Origin of the sequence: Vogesella sp. (genome assembly GCF_046297735.1) — a bacterium.
In the GTDB taxonomy this organism is placed as follows: Bacteria; Pseudomonadota; Gammaproteobacteria; order Burkholderiales; family Chromobacteriaceae; genus Vogesella; species Vogesella urethralis.
This window is the reverse complement of record NZ_JBKBHK010000014.1, coordinates 47,349-73,750: the sequence shown is the minus strand read 5'-3', so window position 1 is coordinate 73,750 and position 26,402 is coordinate 47,349. Positions and strand designations below refer to the sequence as shown.

Below are 26,402 nucleotides of genomic sequence, written 5' to 3'. Positions count from 1 at the left end.
CGAGTCTGTTTGTCCTACCACCCCGCAGACCAGACCGACATTGCCCGCGAGTGGTGAAGAACAGGGCACACAAATATCCAACGAAAAATGCCAGTCAGCGTTAACTGACTGGCATTAAGCCCGAGGGCTGGCTTTTTTCATGGCTGGCGGTTTGTGTCTGATGCGGTGGTAGTTGGGCTTCGCTCAAACAGGCATGCCGTGCCACAGCGCACAAACCGTAGCCCGGATAAGGCATAGCCGCATCCGGGGTAATACTCGATAGCAATATTGCCTAATTATCTAGTCGCGGACGATTGCGCACCTGCTTTTTGAACAGTTCGGGATGTGATTTCTGCCACTGTTTCATCACCAGCAATGGTGTCTGATGCGCCAGCATCCTTGCGGCAGATGCTGGTTGTACAACAAGACATAACGCAGCAGCTTCGCCTCCAGATCTGGCCCAGACTCAAAGCGGTGCGTGGCCAGCACCTCACTGATACGCCCGTTGAAGCGCTCTACCATGCCATTCGTTTGTGGGTGGCGAGGCTTGGTTAGCCGGTGCTCGATCGCCAGCGCTACGCACAGCTGATCGAATTCATGGTGACCGCTGGCCTGCTTTTGCTTATTGAACAAACGGTCGGTGAACTCGCTACCGTTATCTGTGAGCAGGGTGCGGATGTGGCATGGGCTGGCTTTATGCAGCGCTGCCAAGAATTGCCTGGCCTCTTTCGCCGTCTTGCTAGGGCGTAACTGGGCAAATACCCACCGGGTAGCGCGGTCGATGGCGACAAACAGATAGCGGCGCGAGGTTTCATCCGGCATTTGCGGCAAGTACTTGATATCCATGTGGAAATAGCCTGGCTGGTAGGCTTTGAATGGCTTACTGGCCGGGGTGGTTGGCCGCGTATCCAGATCGCGTAAGTTGCCCACACCATGCCGCCGCAGACAGCGGTCCAGGCCGGAGCGGGAGACGTCCGGATTGAGGAATTCGCGTACGACGACAAGCAGATCGTCCAGGCCCAGACGGCAAAGCTTTCGCAGTTCAACCGCCACGATTTCTTGCGCCGGGCTGAGGGTAGTCTGCAGGCGGTGGGCGGTATGGGGCTGGTCCAACACGCTGTCGCGCTGCTTCCATTTGCGGATGGTGTGGATGCTGACATTGAAGCGTGCGGCCAACTCGGCAAGCGTGCCCACGGCGTGTTTGATTTCCTCGCGGATGGCGGGGGTGGTGCGGGCTTGTTTGTGCAGTTTGACGATCATGGTTTGGGCGCTCGGGAGAGTTGTAGCAGGATACCCATGACTTCTCGTGCTGTGTTCAGTTTGAATAGCTGATTGCTTATATGATCGTCAGGGATGCGACATTTAACCGACCAATACGTCTGAATCACCATCCTACACAGAAGCAATGCAATAAAGACCAATACACCACGTATCTTATCCACCTACAACGACCACCATGTCCTTTACGTGACTTATCCACCAAAAGAAACAAGTCATTAAAAACGTCCACAACCTTTATCGTTCTCGCACTCCCTCACTCGCATACTCCTCCAAAGTCTCAGAAGGTAGCGCGGATAAGGCATGTTAGCAACGCCGTTACAACTCGCAGGGTAGGCAAAGCGCAGCGTGCCCACCCCACTCTACACCACCACACACAACGCTGGCACGGCCGTTGGCTCTTGCCAATCCTTTCTCCAAGTCACTTCAATCAGCCCATGTAGTACGCTGAATTGCCAGACAAAATAAAACAGATGCAATAGCACTAATAACGAACGGAATGCCATAAAAAAATTGAATATCAAAAATAAGATACCCAGCCGCAACCATGAGAAAGAATTGTATAATTTCTTGAATACCAACAACTTGAGGAGCCACAATTGCAAAGAGCAAAGCGGCAAGCAGATTTGTACCAATAACAATAAAAACACCTAACCGGATCAAGCCCATCAAAGAATCAGCATACACAATTCGGTTTGCAAATACCATTCCGACAAATGCAGCAGGCAGCCCAAAAAACAGGCCAGAAAATTTCACAAAGAAAAACACATCCGGTCGAAATTTGAAAATAAAAGAAAGAATAGACATTATTATTGGCAAACCAACAACCGACACGATGGAAAACCAAACGGCACCAGCAAGTGCTATTTTATGTGATGGCTGCATATAAAATACCTCGCAGTATTAATATATAATGCATAAAAATTTCCGCCGTTTTTTTTACACGGCAGATTGGATTTACTCCGTTCACCGCCAATTTACATGAAATGCCCGTTCATCATACTGCTACGCCATGACAAAAGGGCAAGCCCGCAGGCTTGCCCTTGTTGTTACCTCTGTACCGCTACCGTGCAGCCATTTGGCGGCCAACGCTGTCGCGACGGCACGCTGCTGGGCACGGCCTTCGGCCTTTGCCCACCCTACCAAGCCAACGTTGGCCGCAATGGTGACTAACCGTGCCACGGCGCGTAGGGTGGGCAAAGCGCAGCGTGCCCACCATACCCCGCCACCACAGACAACGGTGGGCACGGCCGTTGGCCTTTGCCCACCCTACCAGGCCAAAGTTGGCCTCCAGCCCGTTACAGCGTGCCCACCAGCAGCAGTGCGCCCGAGGCGGCGATGGCGGCGCCTAGCGCGCGCAGCAGCATGGCGCTGCGCAGCGTACCCTGACCGACTGCCACCCCGGCAATGTGCAGCAGCGCGCTGGCCAGCATGAAACCGGCGGCGTAGGCGGCGCCGCTGGCGTCGGCCGGCATTTCCAGGCCGTGGGCCACGCCGTGGTATAGCGCAAAGCCGGCGATGGCGGCCAGCGCCAACAGGCGTGGCGGGCGCGCCAGCGCGGCCACCAGCAGGCCGCTAAGCAATACCGACAGCGCAATACCGCTTTCCAGCCACGGCAGTGCCACACCGGCTACGCCCAGCGCCGCGCCGGCAGCCAGCATCAGCACGAACAGCGCCGGGCCTTGCCAGCGCGCGTGGCCGCCCAGCTGCGCCGACCACAGGCCGACGGCGAACATGGCCAGCAGGTGGTCCAGGCCAGAGAACGGGTGGCCAAAGCCGTGGGCAAAGCCGTCGGCACCGTGGCCGGTGTGGGCCTGGGCGAGGCCCGCCGCAGTAGCCAGCAGGATAAATAGCAGGGGTTTACGCATGGTGAGCTCCTTCGGCATTCAGGGTGAGCATGCCTTTTTCTTCGATGAAACGGATGATGTCGGCCAGGCCGTGGCCGCTTTTGAGGTTGGAGAAAATGAACGGCCGCTCGCCGCGCATCTTGCTGGCGTCGCGGTCCATTACCTCCAGCGAGGCGCCCACCAGCGGCGCCAGGTCGATCTTGTTGATCACCAGCAGGTCGCTCTTGCAGATGCCGGGGCCGCCTTTGCGCGGGATCTTGTCGCCGGCGGACACGTCGATCACGTACAGCGTCAGGTCGGACAGCTCGGGGCTGAAGGTGGCCGCCAAGTTGTCGCCGCCGCTTTCGATGAAGATGACGTCGAGGCCGGGGTGACGGGCATTCAGCCGCGCCACGGCTTCCAGGTTGATGGAGGCGTCTTCGCGGATGGCGGTGTGCGGGCAACCGCCGGTTTCCACGCCGATGATGCGGTCTGGCGCCAGCGCTTCGTTGCGCACCAGAAACTGGGCGTCTTCCTGGGTGTAGATGTCGTTGGTGACCGCGGCCACGTTGTATTTGTCGCGCAGCGCCGTGCACAGCGCCCAGGTAAGGTGGGTCTTGCCGGAGCCCACCGGGCCGCCGATGCCGACGCGTAATGCTGCCTGTTTCATGCTGTGTCCTCTTTTGATCAAGACCGGAACAACCGGCTGTATTGGGTTTCGTGTTTCTGCGCCACCCAGGCGTACAGGGGGGCGAAATTACTGATGTCGTCTTCCGGCAGCTGCCAGGCGCGGGCAGCTGCGACGGCGAGCTCGGGCAGCAGGCTGGAGATCAGGCGCTGGCCGGCGCTCTGCCCCATCGGCATGGCCTTCATCAGTACCATCACCTGGTTTTCCAGCCAGCCCCACAGCCAGGCTTCCAGTGCCTGCTCGCCCGGCAATTGCAGGCAGCGGGCGGCCAAGGCCCACGCCACCGGCAGGCTCAGCGCCTCGCCGGCCGGCCACAGGGCAGCGTCGCCGCCTTCGGGCAGGCCCAGCAGCAGCTGGCGTAGCGAGTAGCCCATCTGCGTGCTTTCCAGCACCTGCTCGCGGCTGTCGCGGCTGGCCAGCAACTGCGCGTTAAGGCGTTGCAGCGCGGCCACGTCACCGCTTGCTGCCGCGCGGCAGCAAGCGGCCAGCACGGCGCCGTCAAACTGCGCCATCGGGCCGGCCAGCAGGTCGGCCAGCCAGCGCTGGGCGCTGGCTTCGTCGTGTACCAGGCCCAGGTCGAGCGCGGTTTCCATGCCTTGCGAGTAGCTGTAGCCGCCAATGGGCAAGCCGGGGCTGGCCAGGCGCAGCAGTTGCAGGCGGGTGGCGGTGGCGCTCATGGCTGGCCCCCGAACTGGTGGATTTTCGGCGCGTAGTGGAACGCCGCCTCCTGGCCATGCGAATGGTGATGGCCGCCACCGTAAGCACCGTGCTCCGGCGAGAAGCCTGCGGCCAACCTTTCCACCTGCAGGCCCATCTGCTGCAGCATGTCGGCCAGCACGTCGTCCTGCAGCAGGCGCAGCCAGCCGGCGCCGACTTCCACTTTCACGTGGCGGTTGCCCAGGTGGTAGGCCGCGCGCGCCAGCGTTACCGCGTCGTGGCAGGCCACGTGCAGCAGCGGCTCGGCGGCGGCTACCACGCGCACGCAACGGCCGTCGTCGGCCTGCAGCAGGTCGCCATCGCGCAGCGGCGGGCTGCCCGGCGGCAGCATCACGCCCACTTCTTCGCCGGCGGCGCTGCGGGTAAGCAGCCGCGTCTTGCAGCGGCGGTCAAAATCCAGCACCAGCTGGTCGGCCGGCTGGCCGCCGCTGGCGTGTTGTCGCAATACCAGCATGCTGGGTTCCTAGAACAGAAAGTAACGCTGCGCCATCGGCAGCACACTGGCCGGCTCGCACCACAGCAGTTCGCCGTCGGCACGTACCTGGTAGTTTTGCGGGTCCACCTCGATCACTGGCAGGTAATCGTTGTGGATGAGGTCGGTTTTCTGCACGCTGCGGCAGCCCTGCACCGCCACCAGCCGCTTCTTCAGCCCCAGCGCCTCGCCCACGCCGGCGGCCAGCGCCGCCTGCGACACAAAGGTGACGCTGCCGGCGGCAATGGCGCCGCCGTAGGCGCCGAACATCGGCCGGTAATGCACCGGCTGCGGCGTGGGGATGCTGGCGTTGGCGTCGCCCATCGCCGCGGCGGCGATGATGCCGCCCTTCAGGATCAGGCTGGGCTTCACGCCAAAGAACGCCGGCCGCCAGATCACCAGGTCGGCCAGCTTGCCTACCTCCACGCTGCCCACCTCGTGGGCAATGCCGTGGGTAATGGCCGGGTTGATGGTGTACTTGGCCAGGTAGCGCTTGATGCGGGCGTTGTCGTTGCCGGGGCCGTCGCCCGGCAGCGGGCCGCGCTGCTGCTTCATCTTGTCGGCGGTTTGCCAGCAGCGCAGGATGGTTTCGCCGACGCGGCCCATGGCCTGGCTGTCGGACGACATCATGGCGAAGGCACCCAGGTCGTGCAGGATGTCTTCGGCGGCGATGGTTTCGCGGCGGATGCGGCTTTCGGCAAAGGCCACGTCTTCGGCGATGGCCGGGTCCAGGTGATGGCACACCATCAGCATGTCCAGGTGCTCGTCGATGGTGTTGACGGTAAACGGCCGCGTGGGATTGGTGGAGCTGGGCAGTACGTTACGTTGGCCGCAGGCCTTGATGATGTCCGGCGCGTGGCCGCCGCCGGCGCCTTCGGTATGGTAGGTGTGGATGGTGCGGCCCTTGAACGCGGCCAAGGTGGCCTCGATGAAGCCGCCTTCGTTCAGCGTGTCGGTATGGATGGCCACCTGCACGTCCATCTCGTCGGCCACGCTCAGGCAGTTGTCGATGGCGGCCGGCGTGGTGCCCCAGTCTTCGTGCAGTTTCAGGCCGATGGCGCCGGCGCGTACCTGTTCGCGCAGCGGCTCCGGCAGGCTGGCGTTGCCCTTGCCGGTAAAGCCCAGGTTCATCGGAAACGCCTCGGCCGCTTTCAGCATCTGCGCCATATGCCACGGCCCCGGCGTGCAGGTGGTGGCATTGGTGCCGGTGGCCGGGCCGGTGCCGCCGCCAATCATGGTGGTGACGCCGGACATCAGCGCTTCGTCGATCTGCTGCGGGCAGATGAAGTGGACATGGGTGTCGATGCCGCCGGCGGTGACGATCATGCCCTCGGCGGCGATGATCTCGGTGGAGGCGCCGATCACGATGTCCACACCGGGCTGGATGTCGGGGTTGCCGGCCTTGCCGATGGCGGCGATGCGGCCGTTTTTCAGCGCGATATCGGCCTTCACGATGCCCCAGTGGTCCAGGATCAGCGCGTTGGTCAGCACCGTGTCGGCCACCTCGGCCGCCAGCGCCTGGCTCTGGCCCATGCCGTCGCGGATGACCTTGCCGCCGCCGAATTTCACCTCTTCGCCGTACACGGTGTAATCGTGCTCCACCTCGGCCAGCAAGCCGGTGTCGGCCAGCCGCACGCGGTCGCCGGTGGTGGGGCCGAACATCTCGGCGTATGCCTGTCTGCTGATTTTCATAATGCCCCCATCACCTTGCCCTGAAAGCCGTACACGCGGCGCAGGCCGTCCAGCGCCACCAGTTCCACGGTGCGCGTCTGGCCCGGCTCGAAACGCACGGCGGTGCCGGCCGCGATGTTCAGCCGGAAGCCGCGCGCCGCGTCGCGGTCGAACAGCAGCGCGTTGTTGACCTCGGCAAAGTGGTAGTGCGAGCCCACCTGTACCGGGCGGTCGCCGCTATTGGAAACCGGCAGCGTCAGCGTGGCGCGGCCAGCGTTGAGTTCGATCTCGCCGTCGGCGGCGAGGATTTCTCCGGGGATCATGGCCGGCTCCTAGACGATGGGTTGGTGGACGGTCACCAACTTGGTGCCGTCGGGAAAGGTGGCTTCTACCTGGATATCCGGAATCATCTCCGCCACGCCGTCCATCACGTCGTGGCGGGTCAGCAGCGTGGTGCCGTAGTGCATCAGCGCGGCCACGCTCTGGCCGTCGCGCGCCCCTTCCATGATGGCGGCGCTGATAAAGGCCACGGCTTCCGGGTAGTTCAGCTTCAGGCCACGCGCGCGGCGGCGTTCGGCCAGCAAGGCGGCGGTAAAGATCAGCAACTTGTCCTTCTCGCGGGGGGTCAGTTCCATAACAGTCCTTGGGTAGCGGCTAGGTCGCCCAGATGCGCGGTGCGTGCGCCGGGCGGCCGTGGGTAAAGGGGTGGATCAGGTGGCGAGCGGCGCGCAGCCAGGCCAGTGCGGCCTCGGCACCGTCGCCGACAAAGCGCGCCAGCCACACCTCGTCCAGTTGGCTGGCGGCGGCCTGGCCGGCCAGCGGCAGCGCCAGTACCGCGTCGTGCAGCGCGGGTGGCAGCGCCGGCCCGGCCCACAGCAGCGTGGCCACCACGCTGTGGCCGCCAAGGCCCACCGGCGACTGCAGCAGGGGGCTGTCGGCCGGCAGCACGGTGCGCTCGCTGTAGATCAAGCGGCCGTCGCGGTAGATATCGGCCTGCTGGCGCCAGCAGCCACGGCGGTACAAAAGGTTGGCCGCAGGGCGGCCCAGGCACACCACGTCGCCCCACAGCAGGCGGGCGTCGCCGGCCAGATCGACGCGGCTGGCAAAACGCACGTCGGCGCCATCGAACAGGATGGTTTCCTGCGGCAGCCACGCCAGCACGCTGCCGGCGGCCTGGCGGATGCTGATGTGCTGCCGTGCCGGGCGGCCAAAGCCGTCGTACCACTTGGCGGCGCCGGGGCTGGTGAGCAGTACCTCGCAGCCGGCCTGCAGCTCGATGTCCAGCGTCAGGCTGTCGCCGCCGGCCACGCCACCTGGCGGGTGCACGATGATGTGCTCGCAGCTGCCGTCGGCACCGATAAAGTGCTTCTGCACCCGTAGCGGGCCGCTATGGCGGCGCAGCACCGGAATGGTGCGGGCGCCGTCGCGGGCGTAGGCCAGTTGCAGGCTGGCAGGCCAGCCTTGCAGCAGGGACGGGGGGAGCAGAGCGGCAACAGCGTCGGGTTTCATCGGGCAGGCAGGGGGAAAGTCGGTTCGATAGCGGTATTGCAAGCCCCGTGCCAGTGCATGACACGGGGCAGGCCCGGCATTAGATGGCCAGCAGCTCGCGCACGCCGTCTTGCGGCATGGCCTTGCCCTGCCCGGCCTTGATCACCTCGCCGCGCGACATCACCACGTAGCGGTCGGCCAGCGCCTCGGCAAAGTCGTAGTACTGCTCTACCAGCAAGATGGCCATGTCGCCGCGTGCGGCCAACCTTTTGATCACGGCGCCGATGTCCTTGATGATGGACGGCTGGATGCCCTCGGTGGGCTCGTCCAGGATCAGCAGGCTGGGCTGGCTGACCAGCGCGCGGCCGATGGCCAGCTGTTGCTGCTGGCCGCCGGACAGGTCGCCGCCGCGGCGGTGTTTCATGTCGTGCAGCACCGGAAACATCTCGTACACGCTGGCCGGAATCTCGCGCCCCTGGCGGCCGCCAAAGCGCGCCAGCCCCATCTTCAGGTTTTCTTCCACCGTCAGCCGGGCAAAGATCTCGCGCCCCTGCGGCACGTAGGCCATGCCGCGCGCCACGCGCTGGTGCGGCGCCAGGCGCTGGATATCCTCGCCCTGCCACGCTACCGTGCCGCTCTTGGCGGCGATCTGCCCCATCAGGCAGCGCAGCAGCGTGCTCTTGCCCACGCCGTTGCGGCCCAGGATGCAGGTGACCTCGCCCACCGGCGCCTCGAACGCCACGTCGCGCAGGATGTGGCTACCGCCGTAAAACTGGTTGAGTTTGTCCACTTTCAGCATGATTCAGCGCCCCAAATACACTTCGATTACCCGCTCGTCGGCCTGCACCTGCGCCAGGCTGCCCTCGGCCAGCACGCTGCCTTCGGCCAGCACCGTCACCTTCTGCGCAATGCTGCCGACAAAGTCCATGTCGTGCTCCACCACCATCAGCGAGTGCTTGCCTTTCAGCGTCAGCAGCAGCTCGGCGGTTTTTTCGGTTTCGGCGTCGGTCATGCCGGCTACCGGCTCGTCCAGCAGCAACAGTTGCGGCTCCTGCGCCAGCAGCATGCCGATTTCCAGCCACTGCTTCTGGCCGTGCGACAACAAGCCGGCCTGGCGCTGGTGCTGCTCGGTGAGGCGGATGGTGGCCAGCAGCTCGCCGATGCGGTCGCGCTGCGTACCGGTAAGCCGCGAGCGCAGGCTGGCCCACACCGACTTGTTGCCGGCCAACGCCAGCGCCAGGTTGTCGTGCACGCTCATCGCCTCGAACACGGTGGGCTTCTGGAACTTGCGGCCGATGCCCAGCTGGGCGATTTCCGGCTCGGTATGGCGCGTGAGGTCGATGGTCTGGCCAAAGAACACGCTGCCGCTGTCGGGGCGGGTCTTGCCGGTGATGACGTCCATCATGGTGGTCTTGCCGGCGCCGTTGGGGCCGATGATGCAGCGCAGCTCGCCCACGCCGATGTCCAGCGTCAGTTTGTTCAGCGCGCGGAAGCCGTCAAAGCTGACGGTGACGTCGTCCAGGTACAGGATGGCGCCGTGGCGGGTATCCAGCTTGCCGTCCACCGGGTGGGCCAGGCCGCGGGCCTCGCCTTCCCAGTTTTCACGCTGGCTTTGGGTAGTGGATGCGGCCGACATTAGCGGTCCCCTTTCTTGCGCAGCAGGCCCAGCACGCCGTTGGGCAGCAGCAGCGTGGCGGCGATAAACAGGAAGCCCAGGAAAAACAGCCAGTACTCGGGAAACGCCACCGTGAACCAGCTCTTGGCACCGTTGACGATGGCAGCGCCCAGCACCGGGCCGATCAAGGTGCCGCGGCCACCCAGCGCCACCCAGATGGCGATTTCGATGGAGTTGCCCGGCGACATCTCGCTGGGGTTGATGATGCCGACCTGCGGCACGTACAAGGCACCGGCCAGCGCGCACAGCACCGCCGACAGCACCCAGATGGCCAGCTTGTAGTACAGCGGGTTGTAGCCGCAGAACATCAGCCGGCTTTCGGCGTCGCGGATGGCGGTGAGGATGCGGCCGAACTTGCTGTGCACCAGCCAGAACGCGCCCCACAGCGCCAGCGCCAGCAACAGCACGGTGGCGGCAAACAGCACGGCGCGGGTGGCCGGCTCGGCAATGCCGAAACCGAGGATGCGCTTGAAGTCGGTAAAGCCGTTGTTGCCGCCAAAGCCGGTTTCGTTGCGGAAGAACAGCAACATGGCGGCAAAGGTCAGCGCCTGGGTCATGATGGAAAAGTACACGCCCTTGATGCGCGAGCGGAACGCCAGCCAGCCGAACACCAGCGCCAGCAGGCCCGGCACCAGCACGATCACCAGCAGCGCCCAGGCAAAGTGCTCGCTGCCTTGCCAGAACCACGGCAGTTCTTTCCAGTCCAGAAACACCATGAAATCGGGCAGATCGCTCTGGTAATTGCCGTCGCGGCCGATCTGGCGCATCAGGTACATGCCCATGCCGTAACCGCCCAGCGCAAAGAACAGGCCGTGGCCCAGGCTGAGCAGGCCGGTATAGCCCCACACCAGGTCCATCGCCAGCGCCACGATGGCGTAGCACAGGATCTTGCCGGTAAGGGTGAGCGTGTACGCCGACACGTGCAGCGCGTGGCCTTCCGGCAGTGCCCAGTGCCCCAGCGGTAACAGCAGCAGCAAGCCCAGCAGCAGGCCCAGGCCCAGCGTGGTGGCACGCGGCCCGGCGGCGGCGGCCAACTTGAGAGAGTAAGGTTGTGACATGGCAGGCCTCAGTCGAGCACGCGGCCCTTCAGGGCAAACAAGCCCTGCGGACGCTTCTGGATGAACAGGATGATGAATACCAGGATCAGGATCTTGGCCAGCACGGCACCCAGCGACGGCTCGATCACCTTGGCCAGCATGCCCAGGCCCAGCGCACCGGCCACGGTACCGGCCAGCTGCCCTACCCCGCCCAGCACCACCACCATGAAGCTGTCGATGATGTAGCCCTGGCCCAGGTCCGGCCCCACGTTGCCGATCTGGCTTAACGCCACGCCGCCCAGCCCGGCAATGCCGGAACCCAGGCCAAAAGCCAGCATGTCCACGCGGCCGGTGGGCACGCCCACACTGTCGGCCATGCGGCGGTTCTGGGTAACAGCGCGCACGAACAGGCCAAGCCGGGTGCGGTTCAGCAACAACCAGGTCAACACCAGCACGGCGGCAACAAAGGCGATGATGGCCAGCCGGTTGTACGGCAGCGTCAGCGTGGTGGACAGCGCAATGCCGCCGGACAGCCACGCCGGGTTGGCCACCTCCACGTTTTGCGCGCCAAACGCCACGCGTACCGCCTGCATCAGCATCAGGCTGATACCCCAGGTGGCGAGCAGCGTTTCCAGCGGGCGGCCGTACAGGTGGCGGATGACAAGCCGCTCCAGCAGCATGCCTACCGCAGCGGTGACGACGAAGGCCGCCGGCAATGCCGCCAGCAGGTAGTAATCGAACGCCGCCGGCCACTGGCTACGGAACAGGTTCTGCATCAGCCAGGTGGTATAGGCGCCCAGCATCAGCATCTCGCCGTGCGCCATATTGATGACGCCCAGCAGGCCGTAGGTAATGGCGAGCCCCAGCGCGGCCAACAGCAGGATGGAGCCCAGGCTGATACCGCTGAACAGGTGGCCGATGAGGTTGTAGCCAAACTGCGTGGCCTTGATGCTGGCGATGGCTTCGCCGGCAGCACGGCGCACGTCGGCGTTTTCTTGCGGGTTGTCCGCCAGCGGCTGCAGCAGCGTCAGCAGGCCGGGGTCGCTGGCTTCACCCAGCACCGCAATCGCGGCCAACTTGTCGGCGGTGGACGGGCCGCCGAGTTGCAGCGTGGCAGCGGCCAGACGCAGCGCGTCACGCACGCTGTCGTCGGTTTCGATCTGCAGCCGCTTTTGCAGCAGCGGCAACAGCGCAGGGTTGGCCGCGTCCTGGATGGCCTTGACGGCATTCAGCCGCCCGCCGCTGTCTACGGCGTTCAGGCCGCTGGCGGCGTGGAAGGTTTGCAGCGCGCTGCGCACGCTGTTATTCAACGGCACGCTATCGGTGCCGTCGGGTACGCTGTCTACCGGCTGGCCACTGTCGGCGTCCAGCCATAGCTCGCCTTGCTGGATAAAGAAGCGGGTAGCGTCCGGGTCGGCCAGCAAACGGCCTTCTTCCAGCGCAGCTACCGCGGCACTACGTGCAGCATTGGGTGCGGCAGCCCAGCCGGCAATCAGCTCCGCGCGGGTGGCCGGGTCGGCCGCAGCCAGCTCGGCGGCGGGGCTGGCCGCAAAGGCCGGCGCCCACAGCAGGCTGCAGGCCAGGACGGCCATCAGGTGCTTGAGCTTGTTCATGAGGAGGGTCCTTGCAAAAAAACGGGCTGCGCAGGGCAGCCCGGGGAATACCGCTGGTCTGCTACCGGCCGACATCAGCGACGGCCGGATGGCGGTAGCGGCGATCAGGACTTGGTTTTCACCGGGGTGTCCGACTTTTTGTCGTTGCCGGGGATGAACGGGCTCCACGGCTGAGCGCGGATCGGGCCCTTGGTTTTCCACACCACCGAGAACTGGCCGTTGGGCTGCACTTCGCCGATCATCACCGGCTTGTGCAGGTGGTGGTTTTTCTCGTCCATCTTCAGCGTGTAACCGGACGGTGCCTTGAAGCTGATGCCGGCCATGGCCTTGCGAACGGCGGCCACGTCGGTGGTGCCGGCTTTCTTCACTGCCTCGGCCCACATATTGATGCCCACGTAGGTGGCTTCCATCGGGTCGTTGGTGACCAGCTTGTCGGCGCCGCTCATGCCCTTCTTGGCAGCCCAGGCCTTGTAGGCGGCAATCCACTTGCTGTTGACCGGGTTCTTCACGCTCATGAAGTAGTTCCAGGCAGCCAGGTGGCCCACCAACGGCTTGGTGTCGATGCCTTTCAGCTCTTCTTCACCCACTGAGAAAGCCACCACCGGCACGTCGGTGGCTTTCAGGCCCTGGTTGCCCAGCTCCTTGTAGAACGGCACGTTGGAGTCGCCGTTGATGGTGGAGATGACCGCGGTCTTGCCACCGGCAGCAAACTTCTTGATGTTGCCGACGATGGTCTGGTAATCGCTGTGGCCGAACGGGGTGTACACCTCCTGGATATCGCTATCCTTCACGCCTTTGGATTTCAGGAACGCACGCAGAATCTTGTTGGTGGTACGCGGGTACACGTAGTCGGTACCCAGCAGGAAGTAGCGCTTGGCGCTGCCGCCTTCCTTGCTCATCAGGTATTCCACCGCCGGAATGGCTTGCTGGTTCGGTGCGGCGCCAGTGTAGAACACATTGGGCGACAGCTCTTCACCCTCGTACTGCACCGGGTAGAACAGCAGGCCGTTCAGCTCTTCGTATACCGGCAGTACCGATTTACGCGACACGGAGGTCCAACAGCCGAAGGTGACAGCCACCTTGTCGCGGGTCAGCAGCTGGCGCGCCTTTTCGGCAAACAGCGGCCAGTTCGACGCCGGGTCTACCACCACCGGCTCCAGCTTCTTGCCAAGTACGCCACCTTTGGCGTTGATTTCGTCGATGGCGAACAGCGCCATGTCCTTGAGCGAGGTTTCCGAAATGGCCATGGTGCCAGACAGCGAGTGCAGCACGCCCACCTTGATGGTATCGGCCGCAGCGGCCTGGGCGCTGAAACCGGCCGCCAGCAGCGACAGGGTGATAACAGAAGACTTCAGAACGAGACGGCGAGTGGTCATGGCAAAGCTCCCTGATGAACGGTTGGTTTTGTTGCAGTGCGAGATCAGGTTACGGTGCCGTCACGCTGGCAGGAATACGTCAAATAGCGTACATGATGCAGCGCAGCAAACGAGACAGTGCCACGACGACGATGTAGCCGGCACTGAAGCATTTCAATAGAAAAAAACCAAAAGATACCCAACAGTTGTTTTAAAGAAAGACAAACGGCGACCAATATGCGCCAAGTACTGACTGTCGTTGAGGAAACACCATGCAGGCGTTGTTGATGATATGTGGAGGGCTGCTGTTATTGCTGCTGATTCAGCTATTGGCTCGGCTAAGCGGCATCATCAGTCAGGCCAATGCTTCCTTGTTGTTTATCCTGCTGTGGCTGGTCGTGGCCGCCAACACCCTGGTAGCCGACCGTCATCACCCGGGCTACGAAGCCGTGCAAGCTTGGCCCATGTTTGTGCTGGTATTTGCCATACCGGCACTGGCCGCACTATGGTTGTGGCAACAGCTGAGACGTTAGGGCCTATTAACACTGTTCCTTGCGCAGGCACTCGCTAAATGGGGTACTTTTTTTGTCAAACCGTCCAGCTAGCGATCGCACCGCTACACCCGGTTTTGTGCTTTGCCTCTTGCCAAGCTTAGCCGTATCACGAATAGCGTTAACAGGCCTGACTGACCAATGAAAACCGCCACCCTAGAGGTGGCGGTGGCATCTGCAGGTAATGCAGCTTGCTCAGACAAACAAATCGGAATCACGCGCCGGCATCAGTAACACCATCTTGCCCCCAGCCTTACCCTGCTCCCCCAACTGATGTGCTTCTGCTGCCTGCTGCATGGAAAGCGTACGCACAATGGGCAGTGACAAGTGCCGGCGCAGCAGGCCCGCCAGCACCTGGCCACGCGGCTGAGTCTGCACAAAAACGCCCCTGGCCGACGCGGCCAAGGCGCGTTGTTCTGCTGGAGGCTGTACCGTAGACACCAGCACGCCACCCGGTCGCAGATATGACCACGATATATCCTGTATCGGCCCGCCTAAGGTATCCAGCACCACATCCATGTCCTTCACCACGGCGTCAAGGCCATCTTGCTGATAGCCCACCACCAGATCGGCGCCCAGCGCCTGTAACTGCGCGGTGGCCAAGCCCTTACTGGCCGCCACCACATAGGCCCCCATCTGTCGTGCCAGTTGTACTGCCACGCGCCCTAGCGAGCCTGCAGCCCCATGCACCAACACGCGCTGGCCAGGCTGTAAGGCAGCAGCCTCCACCAATGCGGTCCATGCTGCCTGTGCCGGCGTAGGCAAAGCGGCAGCCTCCATGAAAGACATGCCTTCCGGCATGCGCGCCACCTGCTGCGCAGGCACTACCGCATACTCGGCATAACTGCCATATTCACCCAGCTGAGCATAAAAGCAGACCGCATCTTCCAGCTCGAAACCACGCACATCGCCAGCCAGGGCTACGACAATGCCGGCCCCGTCCAGACCTGGAATGAATGGTAGTGGCTTATCCATCACGCCAGCCATGGCTCCAGCACGCAGTTTCCAGTCCAGTGGATTGACACCGGCAGCTATTACCCTTATCAGCAAACTGCCGGGTACCAACTGTGGAATGGGCACTTCGTCCAGTTGCAATACCTCAGGTCCACCGAAACGATGTACGCGCATGGCTTTCATTCTGTTGCTCCCGCTAGCGATCGTGACAATTTGCAGTATGCGGGCTACCGATTATTGCATTTATCGAACAAAAACTTTTTAATAAGCCATATATGGAACAAAAGCGACAGTTTCACCACACTCCAGCCTTGGACGACATGGCGCTGTTTGTCGCAGTGGTACGCCATGGCAGCTTCCACGCTGCCAGCGAAGCGCTAGCCATGCCCGGCGCCACCTTGTCGCGGCGTATTGCGGCAATGGAAAAACGCTTGGGCGTCCGCCTGCTGGAACGCACTACGCGCCGTGTCGCGCTGAACGAAGCTGCGCGTATGTTCTATGAACGCTGCGCAGTGCTGGTGGATGAGGCGGCGCAAGTAGAGGCCCTGCTGCACACACCTCCGGCTGACAGACCACAACAATTACGACTGGCCGTGACTGCCGATATCGCACGACACTGGCTGGCCCCGCTGCTACCTGCTTTCTGTCGCCTGCATCCACAGCTGTCTCTGGACATAGACCTGACGGCGCGTGACGACAACAGTGAAGCAGCTGATCTGACCCTACGTCAGGGCAGCCTGCGTCAGGCTGAACGCGCGCTATGGCCACTGCTATCTCTACCGCAAGGCATGTTTGCCGCGCCGGCTTACCTGGCCCGGCAAGCGGCGCCGCGCACGCCGGACGAGCTGCTGCAACACGATTGTTTGGGGCCGGCACCACGCTGGCGGCTGCAAGGCCCGGGAGTGACGGGGGAGGTTCGCCTTCGACACAGCATCATCGTCAGCGACCTCGACATCCAGCGCGAACTCGCCGAACAGGGCGCCGGCATTGCCATGCTGCCGCACAGCCTGGTGCAAGACAGCGTGCGGCACGGCAGGCTGGTGCCGCTGCTCGCCGGCTGGAGCTGCGCGCCATTGACACTGCTGGCACTGGCCGGTACCACCCCACCGCTGCCGCTGGCCTCAGAACTGGCGATGTTTCTGCAGCAGCGGCTGGCGCTGGGCTAGCGCCGCGCCCTGACGGCAGCGGCGGGTACCAGGCGGCGTTGACGACGCTAAGCACTGCCGCTAGCCGCACCACGCAGACGGGCAATCGCCAGGCTAGCGGCGGCGGTGCGCGTTTCCACCGCCAGCTTGTCGAACACATGTTCCAGATGCTTGTTCACCGTGCGCGGGCTCATGCCCAGGATGTCGGCAATGTCACGGTTGGTCTTGCCCAGGCTTAGCCAGTGCAGTACCTCGGCTTCGCGCTGGGTCAGCCGGAAGGCGCCCATCAGCGTCTGGATGCTGGCTTCGTCGTTTTCCTCGCGCAACACCACCAGCCACTCCTCGTCGCCGGTCTGGTCGTGAAAACTGGCCAGCAGGCGGCGGCCTTGCTGGGTGGCCAGTAGCGGTGGCTGTTCGCTGCCGGCCAGGCGGGCGGCCTGCGCGGCACGGGTCCACGCCAACAGCGCCGGCGGTGCCAGCTCGCACGGCCCGAAGTAATGCTCGATCAGCCGCCGTGCCAGCGCCGTCTGCCACACCAGGCGCCCGTCGCGCACGGCAATGGCGATAGTGGCCTGGCCGAAGGCATCCAGCGCGCTGCTGGCCTGGGTAATCTGGCGCGCGCTCTGGATATGGGCGGCAATGCGGGCCAGCACCTCGGGCGGGCGTAGCGGTTTGGTGACGTAGTCGGCGCCGCCGGCGGCAAAGGCGGCCACCACGTGCTCGCTCTCGGTCAGCCCGGTCATGAACACGATGGGAATATGGCGGGTACTGAACGCCGCCTTCAGCCGCCGCGCCACCTCGAAACCGTCCAGCCCCGGCATGACTGCGTCCAGCAGCACCACGTCCGGCAGCGACAGCCGTGCGCGCTGCAACGCCGCCTCGCCGTCGGTAGCCACCAGCACCGTGTAGCCAGCATCATCCAGCGCGTCGTGCAGCAAGGACAGGTTATCCGGCTGATCATCGACGATCAGCACCACGTTGCGGGCGCGTTCACCCGTTACCAGCGTCATGGTTTTTCCTCCGTCAGCAAGCCACGATGCAGCAGCTCGCGCAGCGCCTCGAACTGGAACTGGCGCACGTGCTCGCTAGCCACACGCACGAACTCGGCATAGGCGGCGTCCAGTGCGGCCAACCTGGCCAGCTCTTGGCGCAGGCCGCGTACATAGCCCAGCTCGGCTGCCTCCAGCAGGCCGGCCAGCTCGGCAGCCGGCGGCAGCATCAGCTCGCCTGGCGACACAAGGTTGGCCGCCGCGGCCGGCGCCGGCTCACCGGTTTGCCACTGCAGGCCCAGGCGCTGACCTATCCAGTCCAATAGCTCCTCCACCCGGATCGGTTTCAGGATGAAATCGTCGCTGGCAATGCCGGCGTCGTTGTCCTGCCCTTTGTCGAAGGCATTGGCCGAGATCACCGCCAGCTGTGCCTGGCAGCCACGCTGACGCAGGCGGCGCAGCGTTTCCCAGCCGTCGATGCCGGGCATGGCCAGGTCCATGAACACCAGCTGCGGCTGGAAGGCGTCCACCATGGCCAGGCAGTCGTAGCCGCTGGCCGCCTGCGCCACCTCGAAGCCCAGCGCGCTCAGCACGCCAGCCAGCATTTCGCGGTCGATGGCTTCGTTATCCACCAGCAGGATGCGCTGGCGCGGGCCGGCGTAGCCGATGCGGTTGCGGCGTGGCAGCTCGCTGGCCGCTACCGCCGCGTGCACGTGCGGCAGGAACAAGCGCACGCTGAAGTGGCTACCCTGCCCCGGCGTGCTGTGTACGGTGAGCTCGCCGCCCATCAAGTCAGTGAGCATCTTGCTGATGGTCAGCCCCAGGCCGTTGCCGCCGGCACCGCTGGCGCTACCGCGCTCGAATGGCTCGAAGATGCGGGCCAGCTCGTCGGCAGCAATGCCGGGGCCGGTGTCGATCACGTCGAAGGTGGCCATCTCGCCGCGATACTGCAGCGCAAAGCGCACGCTGCCGCGACGGGTGAACTTCACCGCATTGCCCAGCAGGTTGATCAGGATCTGGCGTAGCCGCTTTTCGTCGGCGCGCACCACCTGGGGTAAATGCGGCGCCGGCTGGTACTCGAACAGCAGGCCCTTGTTGCGTGCCTGCAGCTCGAACATGGCCACCAGCTGGCGCAGAAAGGCGTCGAAATCCAGCGCGCGGATGGCCAGCTGCAGCTTGCCGCTTTCGATGCGGGCGATGTCCATGCTGCCTTCGATCACCGATAGCAGGTGCTCGCCGCTGCGGCGTATCACCTCCAGCGCCTGGTGGCGCGACGGCGGAATGGCCGGGTCGCCGTCCAGGATCTGCGCGTAACCCAGAATGCTGTTCAGCGGCGTGCGCAGCTCGTGGCTGATGGCGGACACGTAGCGGCTCTTGGCCTGATTGGCTTGCTCGGCCGCTTCGCGGGCGCGCTTGAGCTGCTCGTCGGTGCGGCGGTGCGACTCGATCTCGGCCAGCAGCCGCGCCGTCTGGCGGTTGGACTCCTGCTGCGCCACCTCACGGCTGCGCGCAGTCAGTACCATCCACCACGCCACCACACCGCTCACCAGCAGCAGCACGGCAAACAGCCGCCAGAACAATTGCGGCAGCCAGCCATCGTAGCCACCGGCCACCGCGCCCTGCCACTCGATGTAATACAGCAGGCCCAGTACCAGTAGCAACACGCCGATAATGCAGGTCATCAGCAACAAATAATGACCCAGCCCGTGAGCAAGATAGGGTTGCAAGCTACGTGGCAGTAGCCGGCGCAGCAGTGCTGCCCACTGCGCAGCCAACCTGGCCTGCGGCTTGCAGGCGTCGCCGCAGCGCACGTCCAGCGTGCAGCACAGTGAACAGATCATGCCCTGATACGCCGGGCACGATGCCATGTCTTCGGCTTCGTAATCGCGCTCGCACACCACGCAGCGGTACTGGCTGGCGGCGGCGACCAAGGTTGGCCGCGCGCTGTAGTAGCGCCCGGCCGTTACCCAGGCCAGCAGCGGCGCCGTAACAAAGGCCACCGCCATCGCCACAAATGGCGCCAAGGGCTGCCAGTGCACGCCGAAGAGGCCAACATGGGTGGCAATCGACAGCAAGGACGCCAGCGCCATGGCGCCGACGCCGACCGGGTTGATGTCGTACAGGTAGCTGCGGCGGAACTCGATGCCGCGCGGGCTCAGCCCTAACGGCTTGTTCACCACCAGGTCGGCTACCACCGCCATGATCCACGAGATGGCGATATTGGAATACAGCCCCAGCACCTGGCCCAGTGCGTGAAACACCTCCAGCTCCATCAATAACAAGGCAATGGACAGGTTGAATACCACCCACACCACGCGGCCGGGGTGGCTGTGGGTGAGGCGCGAAAAGAAATTGGACCACGCCAGCGAGCCTGCATAGGCATTGGTGACATTGATTTTCAGCTGCGACACCAGCACGAACAGCGTGGTGGCGGCAATGGCCAGCGTGGTGTTGTCGAACACATGGGCAAAGCCGATCAAATACATCTGGTTGGGGTCGACTGCACGCTCGGCGGGCACGCCGTTGCGCAGCGCCAGCCAGGCCAGCAAGGCGCCACCCAGCATCTTCAGCACGCCGGGCAACACCCAGCCCGGCCCACCCACCATCACCGCCAGCAGCCACTGCCGACGGTTGGCCGCGGTGCGTGGCGGCATGAAGCGCAAATAGTCGGCCTGTTCACCCATCTGGGTGATCAGCGCAATGCCTACTGTCAGCGCCGCACCAAACAGATGCAGGTCAAACGCCTGCGGTGCATTGTTTGCACCAGCGTAGCGCCACAAGCCGGCCAGCGCCTGCGGCTCGTGCCACAACACGAAAACATAAGGCAGTACCAGCAGGCACAGCCAGAGCGGCTGCGTCCACACCTGCAGCCGGCTGATAGCCGTCACGCCGTGCATCACCAGCGGCAGCACCACCAAGGCGCAAATCAGATAGCCCCACTGCGGCGGAATGCCAAAGCCCAACTCCAGTGCATAGGCCATGATGGCCGCTTCTAGCGCAAAAAAGATGAAGGTAAACGAGGCGTAAATCAGTGAGGTGATGGTAGAGCCGATGTAGCCGAAGCCGGCTCCCCGGGTCAGCAGGTCCATGTCCACACCGTGGCGGGCGGCGTACAGGCTGATCGGCAGCCCGGCCAGGAAGATGATCAGCCCGCTGGCCAGGATGGCCCAGAACGCGTTCAGGAAGCCGGCCTCCACCATCATGGTGGCGCCCACCGCCTCCAGCACCAGAAACGACGCAGCGCCGCCCACCGCGGTATTGGCTACCCGCCACGCCGACCAGCGCCGGAAGCGCTGCGGGGTAAAACGCAGCGCGTAGTCTTCCAGCGTTTCGCTGGCCACCCAGCGGTTGTAGTCGCGCCGCAGCGTAACGACAGTCTGGGGATGAGGAGGAGGCACATTCGCGGACATGCAACCCTTCTGGCAAGAAGCGGGCCAAGCCACGCCCCGGCCCGCCGTAGCGCGTGCCAGGCATGAAAAAAGCGCACCGGGCGGTGTTAATGCCAGTCAGTTAGTGCTGACTGGTTTTTTTGTTTAGGGGTTTGTTGCGTTGAAGTACGCTAGTGTGTCCGCTATGCGGACGATGATTAGATGCCGGTTCCGCCCGGCAGACGGGAAAGGGGGCGGATTGCCGCCCCCTTTTCATTCCCCCGCAACCCGGGGCTGCTCGAAACCCCGTCCAAAATGGCACGCCCCAGGCGCCGCCGAACTCGCCCCTCGCTAACGGCTCGGTGCTCAAACAAATCGGCGTCTTAAAACCTGGGGCGCACCATTTTGACCGGCTCGCGCCAACGGGATGGGGCGCTTCACTCACGCCCTACCAATTGATAGCCAAGTACATTCAACTAACTGACTAGCATTAACCGGGCGGGTGCGCTTTACCTATCAGGCAGCTGCGGCCAACCTTGGCACGGTCAGGCGGCGGCCGGGACGTCCGGCTTGCAGTTGAAGGTCTGGGTGACCGTACCGTCGGCGTCCACGCTTTCCAGCCGTACGTCAAAGCCCCACAGTCGGGCCACGTGTTTCAGCACCTCCTGCGCACTGCCGGCCTCCAGCGGCTTGCGGTTGTGCATGCTGTGGCGTAGCGTCAGGCTGCGGTCGCCGCGCAGGTTGACGTTCCATACCTGGATGTTGGGTTCGCGCGAGCCCAGGTTGTACTGCTCCGACAGCATCTGGCGGATGCGGCGGTAGCCGCGGTCGTCGTGGATGGCGGCCACTTCCAGCTTGTCGTCGCGGTCGTCGTCGCGGATGGCGAACAGGCGGAAGTCGCGGATCAGCTTGGGCGACAGGTATTGCGAGATGAAGCTTTCGTCCTTGAAGTTCTTCATCGCGAATTCCAGCACCGGGCGCCACGGCGTGCCGGCAATATCGGGGAACCACTCGCGGTCTTCGTCAGTGGGCGCCTCGCAGATGCGCTTGATGTCCTGGTACATGGCAAAACCCAGCGCGTACGGGTTGATGCCGTTGTACCAGCGGGCGGTAACCGGCGGCTGGTACACCACATTGGTGTGGCTTTGCAGGAACTCCATCATGAAGCCGTCGGTCACCTGGCCCTTCTCGTACAGGCGGTTCAGCAAGGTGTAGTGCCAGAACGTGGCCCAGCCTTCGTTCATCACCTGGGTCTGGCGCTGCGGGTAGAAGTACTGCGCCACCTTGCGCACGATGCGCACGATCTCGCGCTGCCACGGCTCCAGCAGCGGCGCCGACTTCTCGATGAAGTAGAGCAGGTTTTCCTGCGGCTCGGCCGGAAAGCGCGGCGCGGCCTTGGCGCTGTCGTCGCGTTCGCGGCGCGGGATGGTGCGCCACAGGTCGTTGACCTGCGTCTGCAGGTAGGCCTCGCGCTCGTGCAGGCGGGCTTGCTCTTCGGCCAGCGACAGCTTTTGCGGCCGCTTGTAGCGGTCCACGCCGTAGTTCATCAGCGCGTGGCAGCTGTCCAGCAGCTCTTCCACCGCATCGATGCCGTAGCGTTCTTCGCAACGGCTGATGTACTGGCGGGCAAACACCAGGTAGTCGATGATGGCGCTGGCGTCGGTCCAGGTGCGGAACAGGTAGTTGCCCTTGAAGAAGCTGTTGTGGCCGTAGGCGGCGTGCGCGATCACCAGCGCCTGCATCGTCATGGAGTTTTCTTCCATCAGGTAGGCGATGCAGGGGTTGGAGTTGATCACGATTTCATACGCCAGCCCCATCTGGCCGCGCTTGTAGCTTTTTTCGGTGCTGACAAAGTGCTTGCCGAAGCTCCAGTGGTGGTAGTTCACCGGCATGCCTACCGACGAGTAGGCGTCCATCATCTGCTCGGCGGTAATGATCTCCAGCTGGTTGGGGTAGCAGTCCAGCTGGAACTCGTTGACCGCGATGTCGCGGATGGCTTTGTCGTACTCGGCAATCAGGTCGAAGGTCCATTCGGACCCGGTAGAGATCGGTGTCATGGTGCTGCCCTCCTCTTGCGCTGCGGTCTGCGGCCAACCTTAACGGGTGGCCGGCTGCCGCTTGAAGAGTTCGCGGAAAACCGGATAGATATCAGCCGGCGAGCGGATTTTCTGCATGGCAAAGTGCTTGCTTTGCTCGCCCACGCGCAGGTACTCGTACCACAGGTTTTGCGGCTCGCCTTCGGTGATTTCGATGTACGCGTAGTACTGGCACCACGGCAGGATGTTTTCCTGCAGGATCTTGCCGCAGTTGGCCGAGTCGCTGTCCCAGTTGTCGCCGTCGGACGCCTGGGCGGCATAGATGTTCCATTCGCTGTTGGCATAGCGTTTCTTCACGATATCGGCCATCAGGTTCAACGCCGACGACACCACGGTGCCGCCCGATTCGCGCGAGTGGAAGAAGTCGTGCTCGTTCACCTCCACCGCACTGGTGTGGTGGCGGATGAACACCACTTCGATCTTCTCGTAATTGCGCTGCAAGAACAGGTACAGCAGGATGAAGAAGCGCTTGGCCATGTCCTTCTTGCCCTCGTCCATCGAGCCGGACACGTCCATCAGGCAGAACATCACCGCCTTGCTGGTGGGTTTGGGCTGTTTGACGCGGTTGTTGTAGCGCAGGTCGAACGGGTCGATGAACGGGATGTGGTTGATCTTTTCGCGCAGCGCATGGATGTGGCGACGGCGCTCGCGCACTTCCACGCCGTTGTCGTCGTCCGACTCCAGCAGCGTGTCCAGGTCTTCTTCGGCTTCGCGCAGGCGGGCCAGCGTGGGTGCCGCCATGGCCACGCGCCGCGCTAGCGCACCGCGCAGGCTGCGCACGATGCTGATGTTGGCCGGCGTGCCGTCGTTGGTGTAGCCGGCGCGCACCGGTTTCATCTCTTCGATGCCCATCAGTTGGGTTTTCACCAGGTTGGGCAGCGCCAGGTCTTCGAAGAACACGTTCATGAATTCTTCGCGCGACAGCTGGAAGGCAAAGTCGTCTTCCCCCTCGCCTTCGTTGCTGGCTTTGCCACCGCCACCACCGCTACCGCCGCCCTGCGGCCGCTTGATGCGGTCGCCTTCGATGAACTCCTCGTTGCCCGGGTGCACGTGCTCGCCCACACCGCCACGGCCGTGGTGGAACGACGGCTCCGAGATGTCCTTCACCGGAATGGACACGTTCTCGCCGCTTTCAATGTCGGTGATGCTGCGCCCCTTGATGGCCTTGCCGACGGCTTCCTTGATCTGGGCTTTGAAACGGCGCAAAAAGCGCTCGCGGTTGACGGCGGATTTGTTCTTGCCGTTCAGTCTTCTGTCGATAATGTGCGACATGCTTGCCTCCTAGCCGTGTTGTCACGGTGACGGGTTGGCCGCAACCGCGTTGCGGCCAACCCTGTGCCGTTACTGCTCAGGACGACTTGCGTACACGCAGATACCATTCGCACAGCAGGCGTACCTGCTTCGGCGTGTAGCCCTTGGTGACCATGCGGTTGACGAAGTCTTCGTGTTTCTTGGCTTCGTCGGCACTGGCCTTGGCGTTAAAGCTGATCACCGGCAGCAGCTCTTCGGTGTTCGAGAACATTTTCTTCTCGATCACGGTGCGCAGCTTCTCGTAGCTGGTCCAGGTCGGGTTGTTGCCGGCATTGTTGGCCCGGGCCCGCAGTACGAAGTTGACGATCTCGTTGCGGAAGTCTTTCGGGTTGGAGATGCCGGCAGGCTTCTCGATTTTTTCCAGCTCTGCGTTCAGCGAGGTACGGTCGAAGTTCTCGCCGGTATCCGGGTCGCGGTACTCCTGGTCCTGGATCCAGAAGTCGGCAAAGGTGACGTAACGGTCAAAGATGTTCTGGCCGTACTCGCTGTAGCTTTCCAGGTAGGCGGTCTGGATTTCCTTGCCGATGAACTCCACGTACTTGGGCGCCAGGTACTCCTTCAGGAAAGTCAGGTATTTCTGCTCGGTGTCGGCCGGGAACTGCTCGCGCTCTACCTGCTGTTCCAGCACGTACATCAGGTGTACCGGGTTGGCCGCCACTTCGGTGTGGTCGAAGTTGAACACCTTGGACAGGATCTTGTAGGCAAAGCGGGTGGACAGGCCGTTCATTCCCTCGTCCACGCCGGCAAAGTCGCGGTATTCCTGGTGCGACTTGGCCTTCGGATCGGTGTCTTTCAGGTTTTCACCGTCGTACACCAGCATCTTGCTGTACAGGCTGGAGTTTTCCGGGTCTTTCAGCCGCGACAGCACGGCAAACTGCGCCATCATCTTCAGCGTGCCCGGTGCGCACGGCGCGCCACCCAGCGAAGAGTTGCGGATCAGCTTGTCGTAGATCTTGATCTCGTCCGACACGCGCAGGCAGTACGGCACCTTCACGATGTAGATACGGTCGAGGAAGGCTTCGTTGTTCTTGTTGTTGCGGAACTGCTTCCATTCGCTTTCGTTGCTGTGCGCCAGCACGATGCCGTCGAACGGAATGGCGCCAAAGCCTTCGGTGCCCTTGAAGTTGCCTTCCTGGGTGGCGGTCAGCAGCGGGTGCAGCACCTTGATTGGCGCCTTGAACATTTCCACGAATTCCAGCAGACCCTGGTTGGCCAGGCACAGGCCGCCGCTGTAGCTGTAGGCGTCCGGGTCGTCCTGGGCGTAGCTTTCCAGTTTGCGGATGTCCACCTTGCCCACCAGGCTGGAGATGTCCTGGTTGTTTTCGTCGCCCGGCTCGGTTTTGGCCACGCCCACTTGCTTCAGTACCGACGGGTAGCGTTTGACCACGCGGAACTGGCTGATGTCGCCGTTGAACTCGTGCAGGCGCTTGACCGCCCACGGGCTGGGGATGGCACGCAGGTAGCGGCGCGGAATGCCGTATTGTTCTTCCAGGATGGGGCCGTCTTCGTCAAAGTTGAACAGGCCCAGCGGCGACTCGTTCACCGGGCTGCCCTTGATGGCGTAGAACGGCACGCGCTCGGTGAGCTCCTTGAGCTTTTCGGCGATCGACGATTTACCGCCGCCTACCGGGCCCAGCAGGTAGAGAATCTGTTTCTTCTCTTCCAGGCCCTGGGCGGCGTGACGGAAGTAGGCCACCACCTGTTCGATGACTTCTTCCATGCCGAAGAAGTCGCGGAACGCCGGGTAGACGCGGATCACCTTGTTGCTGAACACGCGGGACAGGCGGGAGTCGTGACGGGTATCAATCACCTCCGGCTCACCAATGGCCATCAGCATGCGCTCGGCCGCGCTGGCGTAAGCCACGCGGTCGCGCTTGCAGATTTCCAGGTACTCCTGGATGGTGAATTCTTCTTCGCGGGTGCGATCGTAACGGGATGCGTAGTGGCTGAAGATGTCCGGGCTCATGGCGTGACCCTCCTGTTAGAGGCAAGCAAGACGCCACGGTGCGGTGCACCATGCTCCCCCTTGCCTATTAGTCTGCTGACGCGGAAAACCTGTTCTTTGTTTGGGTATAGCACAGCAAAAAAAAGGCAAGTACAAAATCTAAAGCTATCGTTATGCAAAAACGCATATACAAAAACCATCAGACTAACAAGGGTTTTGCAGAAAATACGGCCAGGAGAAAAAC

The 26,402-nt window shown here is 63.1% G+C and carries 21 protein-coding genes and 2 pseudogenes; 2 read left to right on the top strand and 21 right to left on the bottom strand.

Annotated features, from left to right (window positions below; all coding sequences use genetic code 11):
* Positions 1-271 precede the first annotated feature (271 nt).
* The 15 genes and pseudogenes from ACK4FZ_RS14655 to urtA all read right to left on the bottom strand — a co-directional run.
* Positions 272-1,239: pseudogene (locus tag ACK4FZ_RS14655) on the bottom strand (IS481 family transposase).
* Positions 1,240-1,683: 444 nt separating this feature from the next.
* The gene (locus ACK4FZ_RS14650; protein WP_409822086.1) at positions 1,684-2,142 is read right to left on the bottom strand and encodes a hypothetical protein; all 459 of its coding nucleotides are present in this window, start codon (positions 2,140-2,142) and stop codon (positions 1,684-1,686) included.
* Positions 2,143-2,555: 413 nt separating this feature from the next.
* A complete protein-coding gene (locus tag ACK4FZ_RS14645; protein WP_409822084.1) occupies positions 2,556-3,125 on the bottom strand; it encodes a HupE/UreJ family protein in 570 nt (189 codons plus the stop codon).
* Entirely contained in the window at positions 3,118-3,753 is a 636-nt protein-coding gene (gene ureG / locus ACK4FZ_RS14640; RefSeq protein ID WP_017508886.1) for an urease accessory protein UreG, read from the bottom strand. The genes ACK4FZ_RS14645 and ureG overlap by 8 nt, the downstream gene beginning before the upstream one ends.
* A 17-nt stretch (positions 3,754-3,770) precedes the next feature.
* Positions 3,771-4,448 carry an urease accessory protein UreF gene (locus tag ACK4FZ_RS14635; protein WP_409822082.1) on the bottom strand — a complete coding sequence of 226 codons (678 nt, stop codon included), beginning with the start codon at positions 4,446-4,448 and terminating at the stop codon, positions 3,771-3,773.
* Positions 4,445-4,942, bottom strand: coding sequence for an urease accessory protein UreE (gene ureE / locus ACK4FZ_RS14630; RefSeq protein ID WP_409822080.1), 498 nt, complete (start codon positions 4,940-4,942; stop codon positions 4,445-4,447). Before ureE ends, ACK4FZ_RS14635 begins: the two co-directional genes overlap by 4 nt.
* A 9-nt stretch (positions 4,943-4,951) precedes the next feature.
* Positions 4,952-6,652 carry an urease subunit alpha gene (gene ureC, locus ACK4FZ_RS14625; protein WP_409822078.1) on the bottom strand — a complete coding sequence of 567 codons (1,701 nt, stop codon included), beginning with the start codon at positions 6,650-6,652 and terminating at the stop codon, positions 4,952-4,954.
* A complete protein-coding gene (locus ACK4FZ_RS14620; protein ID WP_144372006.1) occupies positions 6,649-6,954 on the bottom strand; it encodes an urease subunit beta in 306 nt (101 codons plus the stop codon). Before ACK4FZ_RS14620 ends, ureC begins: the two co-directional genes overlap by 4 nt.
* 9 nt (positions 6,955-6,963) lie before the next feature.
* Positions 6,964-7,266, bottom strand: a complete 303-nt coding sequence (locus ACK4FZ_RS14615) for an urease subunit gamma (protein ID WP_144372007.1) — start codon at positions 7,264-7,266, stop codon at positions 6,964-6,966.
* A gap of 19 nt (positions 7,267-7,285) precedes the next feature.
* Entirely contained in the window at positions 7,286-8,140 is an 855-nt protein-coding gene (locus ACK4FZ_RS14610) for an urease accessory protein UreD (RefSeq protein ID WP_409822075.1), read from the bottom strand.
* Positions 8,141-8,219: 79 nt separating this feature from the next.
* Complete coding sequence (urtE, locus tag ACK4FZ_RS14605; protein ID WP_409822073.1) at positions 8,220-8,918, bottom strand: urea ABC transporter ATP-binding subunit UrtE; 699 nt, start codon at positions 8,916-8,918, stop codon at positions 8,220-8,222.
* A 3-nt stretch (positions 8,919-8,921) separates the two neighbouring features.
* The gene (urtD, locus tag ACK4FZ_RS14600) at positions 8,922-9,755 is read right to left on the bottom strand and encodes an urea ABC transporter ATP-binding protein UrtD (RefSeq protein ID WP_409822071.1); all 834 of its coding nucleotides are present in this window, start codon (positions 9,753-9,755) and stop codon (positions 8,922-8,924) included.
* Positions 9,755-10,852, bottom strand: coding sequence for an urea ABC transporter permease subunit UrtC (gene urtC, locus ACK4FZ_RS14595; RefSeq protein ID WP_409822069.1), 1,098 nt, complete (start codon positions 10,850-10,852; stop codon positions 9,755-9,757). Before urtC ends, urtD begins: the two co-directional genes overlap by 1 nt.
* 8 nt (positions 10,853-10,860) lie before the next feature.
* Positions 10,861-12,444, bottom strand: coding sequence for an urea ABC transporter permease subunit UrtB (gene urtB, locus ACK4FZ_RS14590; protein ID WP_409822067.1), 1,584 nt, complete (start codon positions 12,442-12,444; stop codon positions 10,861-10,863).
* Positions 12,445-12,548: 104 nt separating this feature from the next.
* Positions 12,549-13,739, bottom strand: a pseudogene (gene urtA / locus ACK4FZ_RS14585) (urea ABC transporter substrate-binding protein); the annotation flags it as partial.
* A 332-nt stretch (positions 13,740-14,071) separates the two neighbouring features.
* On the opposite strand from urtA, the gene ACK4FZ_RS14580 reads away from it, so the two are divergent.
* Positions 14,072-14,332: a hypothetical protein gene (locus ACK4FZ_RS14580; protein ID WP_409822065.1), complete on the top strand. Its 261-nt coding sequence runs from the start codon at positions 14,072-14,074 to the stop codon at positions 14,330-14,332.
* 213 nt (positions 14,333-14,545) lie between these two features.
* On the opposite strand, the gene ACK4FZ_RS14575 is transcribed toward ACK4FZ_RS14580, so the two are convergent.
* Positions 14,546-15,487, bottom strand: a complete 942-nt coding sequence (locus tag ACK4FZ_RS14575) for an NADP-dependent oxidoreductase (RefSeq protein ID WP_409822063.1) — start codon at positions 15,485-15,487, stop codon at positions 14,546-14,548.
* 92 nt (positions 15,488-15,579) lie between these two features.
* On the opposite strand from ACK4FZ_RS14575, the gene ACK4FZ_RS14570 reads away from it, so the two are divergent.
* A complete protein-coding gene (locus tag ACK4FZ_RS14570) occupies positions 15,580-16,470 on the top strand; it encodes a LysR family transcriptional regulator (RefSeq protein WP_409822061.1) in 891 nt (296 codons plus the stop codon).
* Positions 16,471-16,517: 47 nt separating this feature from the next.
* Here the strand turns inward: ACK4FZ_RS14570 and ACK4FZ_RS14565 are convergent, their stop codons facing one another.
* The 5 genes from ACK4FZ_RS14565 to ACK4FZ_RS14545 form a co-directional block, all read right to left on the bottom strand.
* Positions 16,518-17,459: a response regulator gene (locus tag ACK4FZ_RS14565; protein WP_409822059.1), complete on the bottom strand. Its 942-nt coding sequence runs from the start codon at positions 17,457-17,459 to the stop codon at positions 16,518-16,520.
* Entirely contained in the window at positions 17,456-20,848 is a 3,393-nt protein-coding gene (locus tag ACK4FZ_RS14560) for an ATP-binding protein (RefSeq protein WP_409822057.1), read from the bottom strand. Before ACK4FZ_RS14560 ends, ACK4FZ_RS14565 begins: the two co-directional genes overlap by 4 nt.
* Before the next feature lie 503 nt (positions 20,849-21,351).
* The gene (locus ACK4FZ_RS14555) at positions 21,352-22,863 is read right to left on the bottom strand and encodes a SpoVR family protein (RefSeq protein ID WP_144372018.1); all 1,512 of its coding nucleotides are present in this window, start codon (positions 22,861-22,863) and stop codon (positions 21,352-21,354) included.
* Between the two features lie 39 nt (positions 22,864-22,902).
* Positions 22,903-24,174 (bottom strand): YeaH/YhbH family protein, encoded by a 1,272-nt coding sequence (locus tag ACK4FZ_RS14550; protein WP_409822055.1) that lies wholly within the window; start codon positions 24,172-24,174, stop codon positions 22,903-22,905.
* Positions 24,175-24,250: 76 nt separating this feature from the next.
* On the bottom strand, positions 24,251-26,179 hold the full coding sequence (locus tag ACK4FZ_RS14545; protein WP_409822053.1) for a PrkA family serine protein kinase: 1,929 nt from the start codon (positions 26,177-26,179) through the stop codon (positions 24,251-24,253).
* Positions 26,180-26,402: the final 223 nt, after the last annotated feature.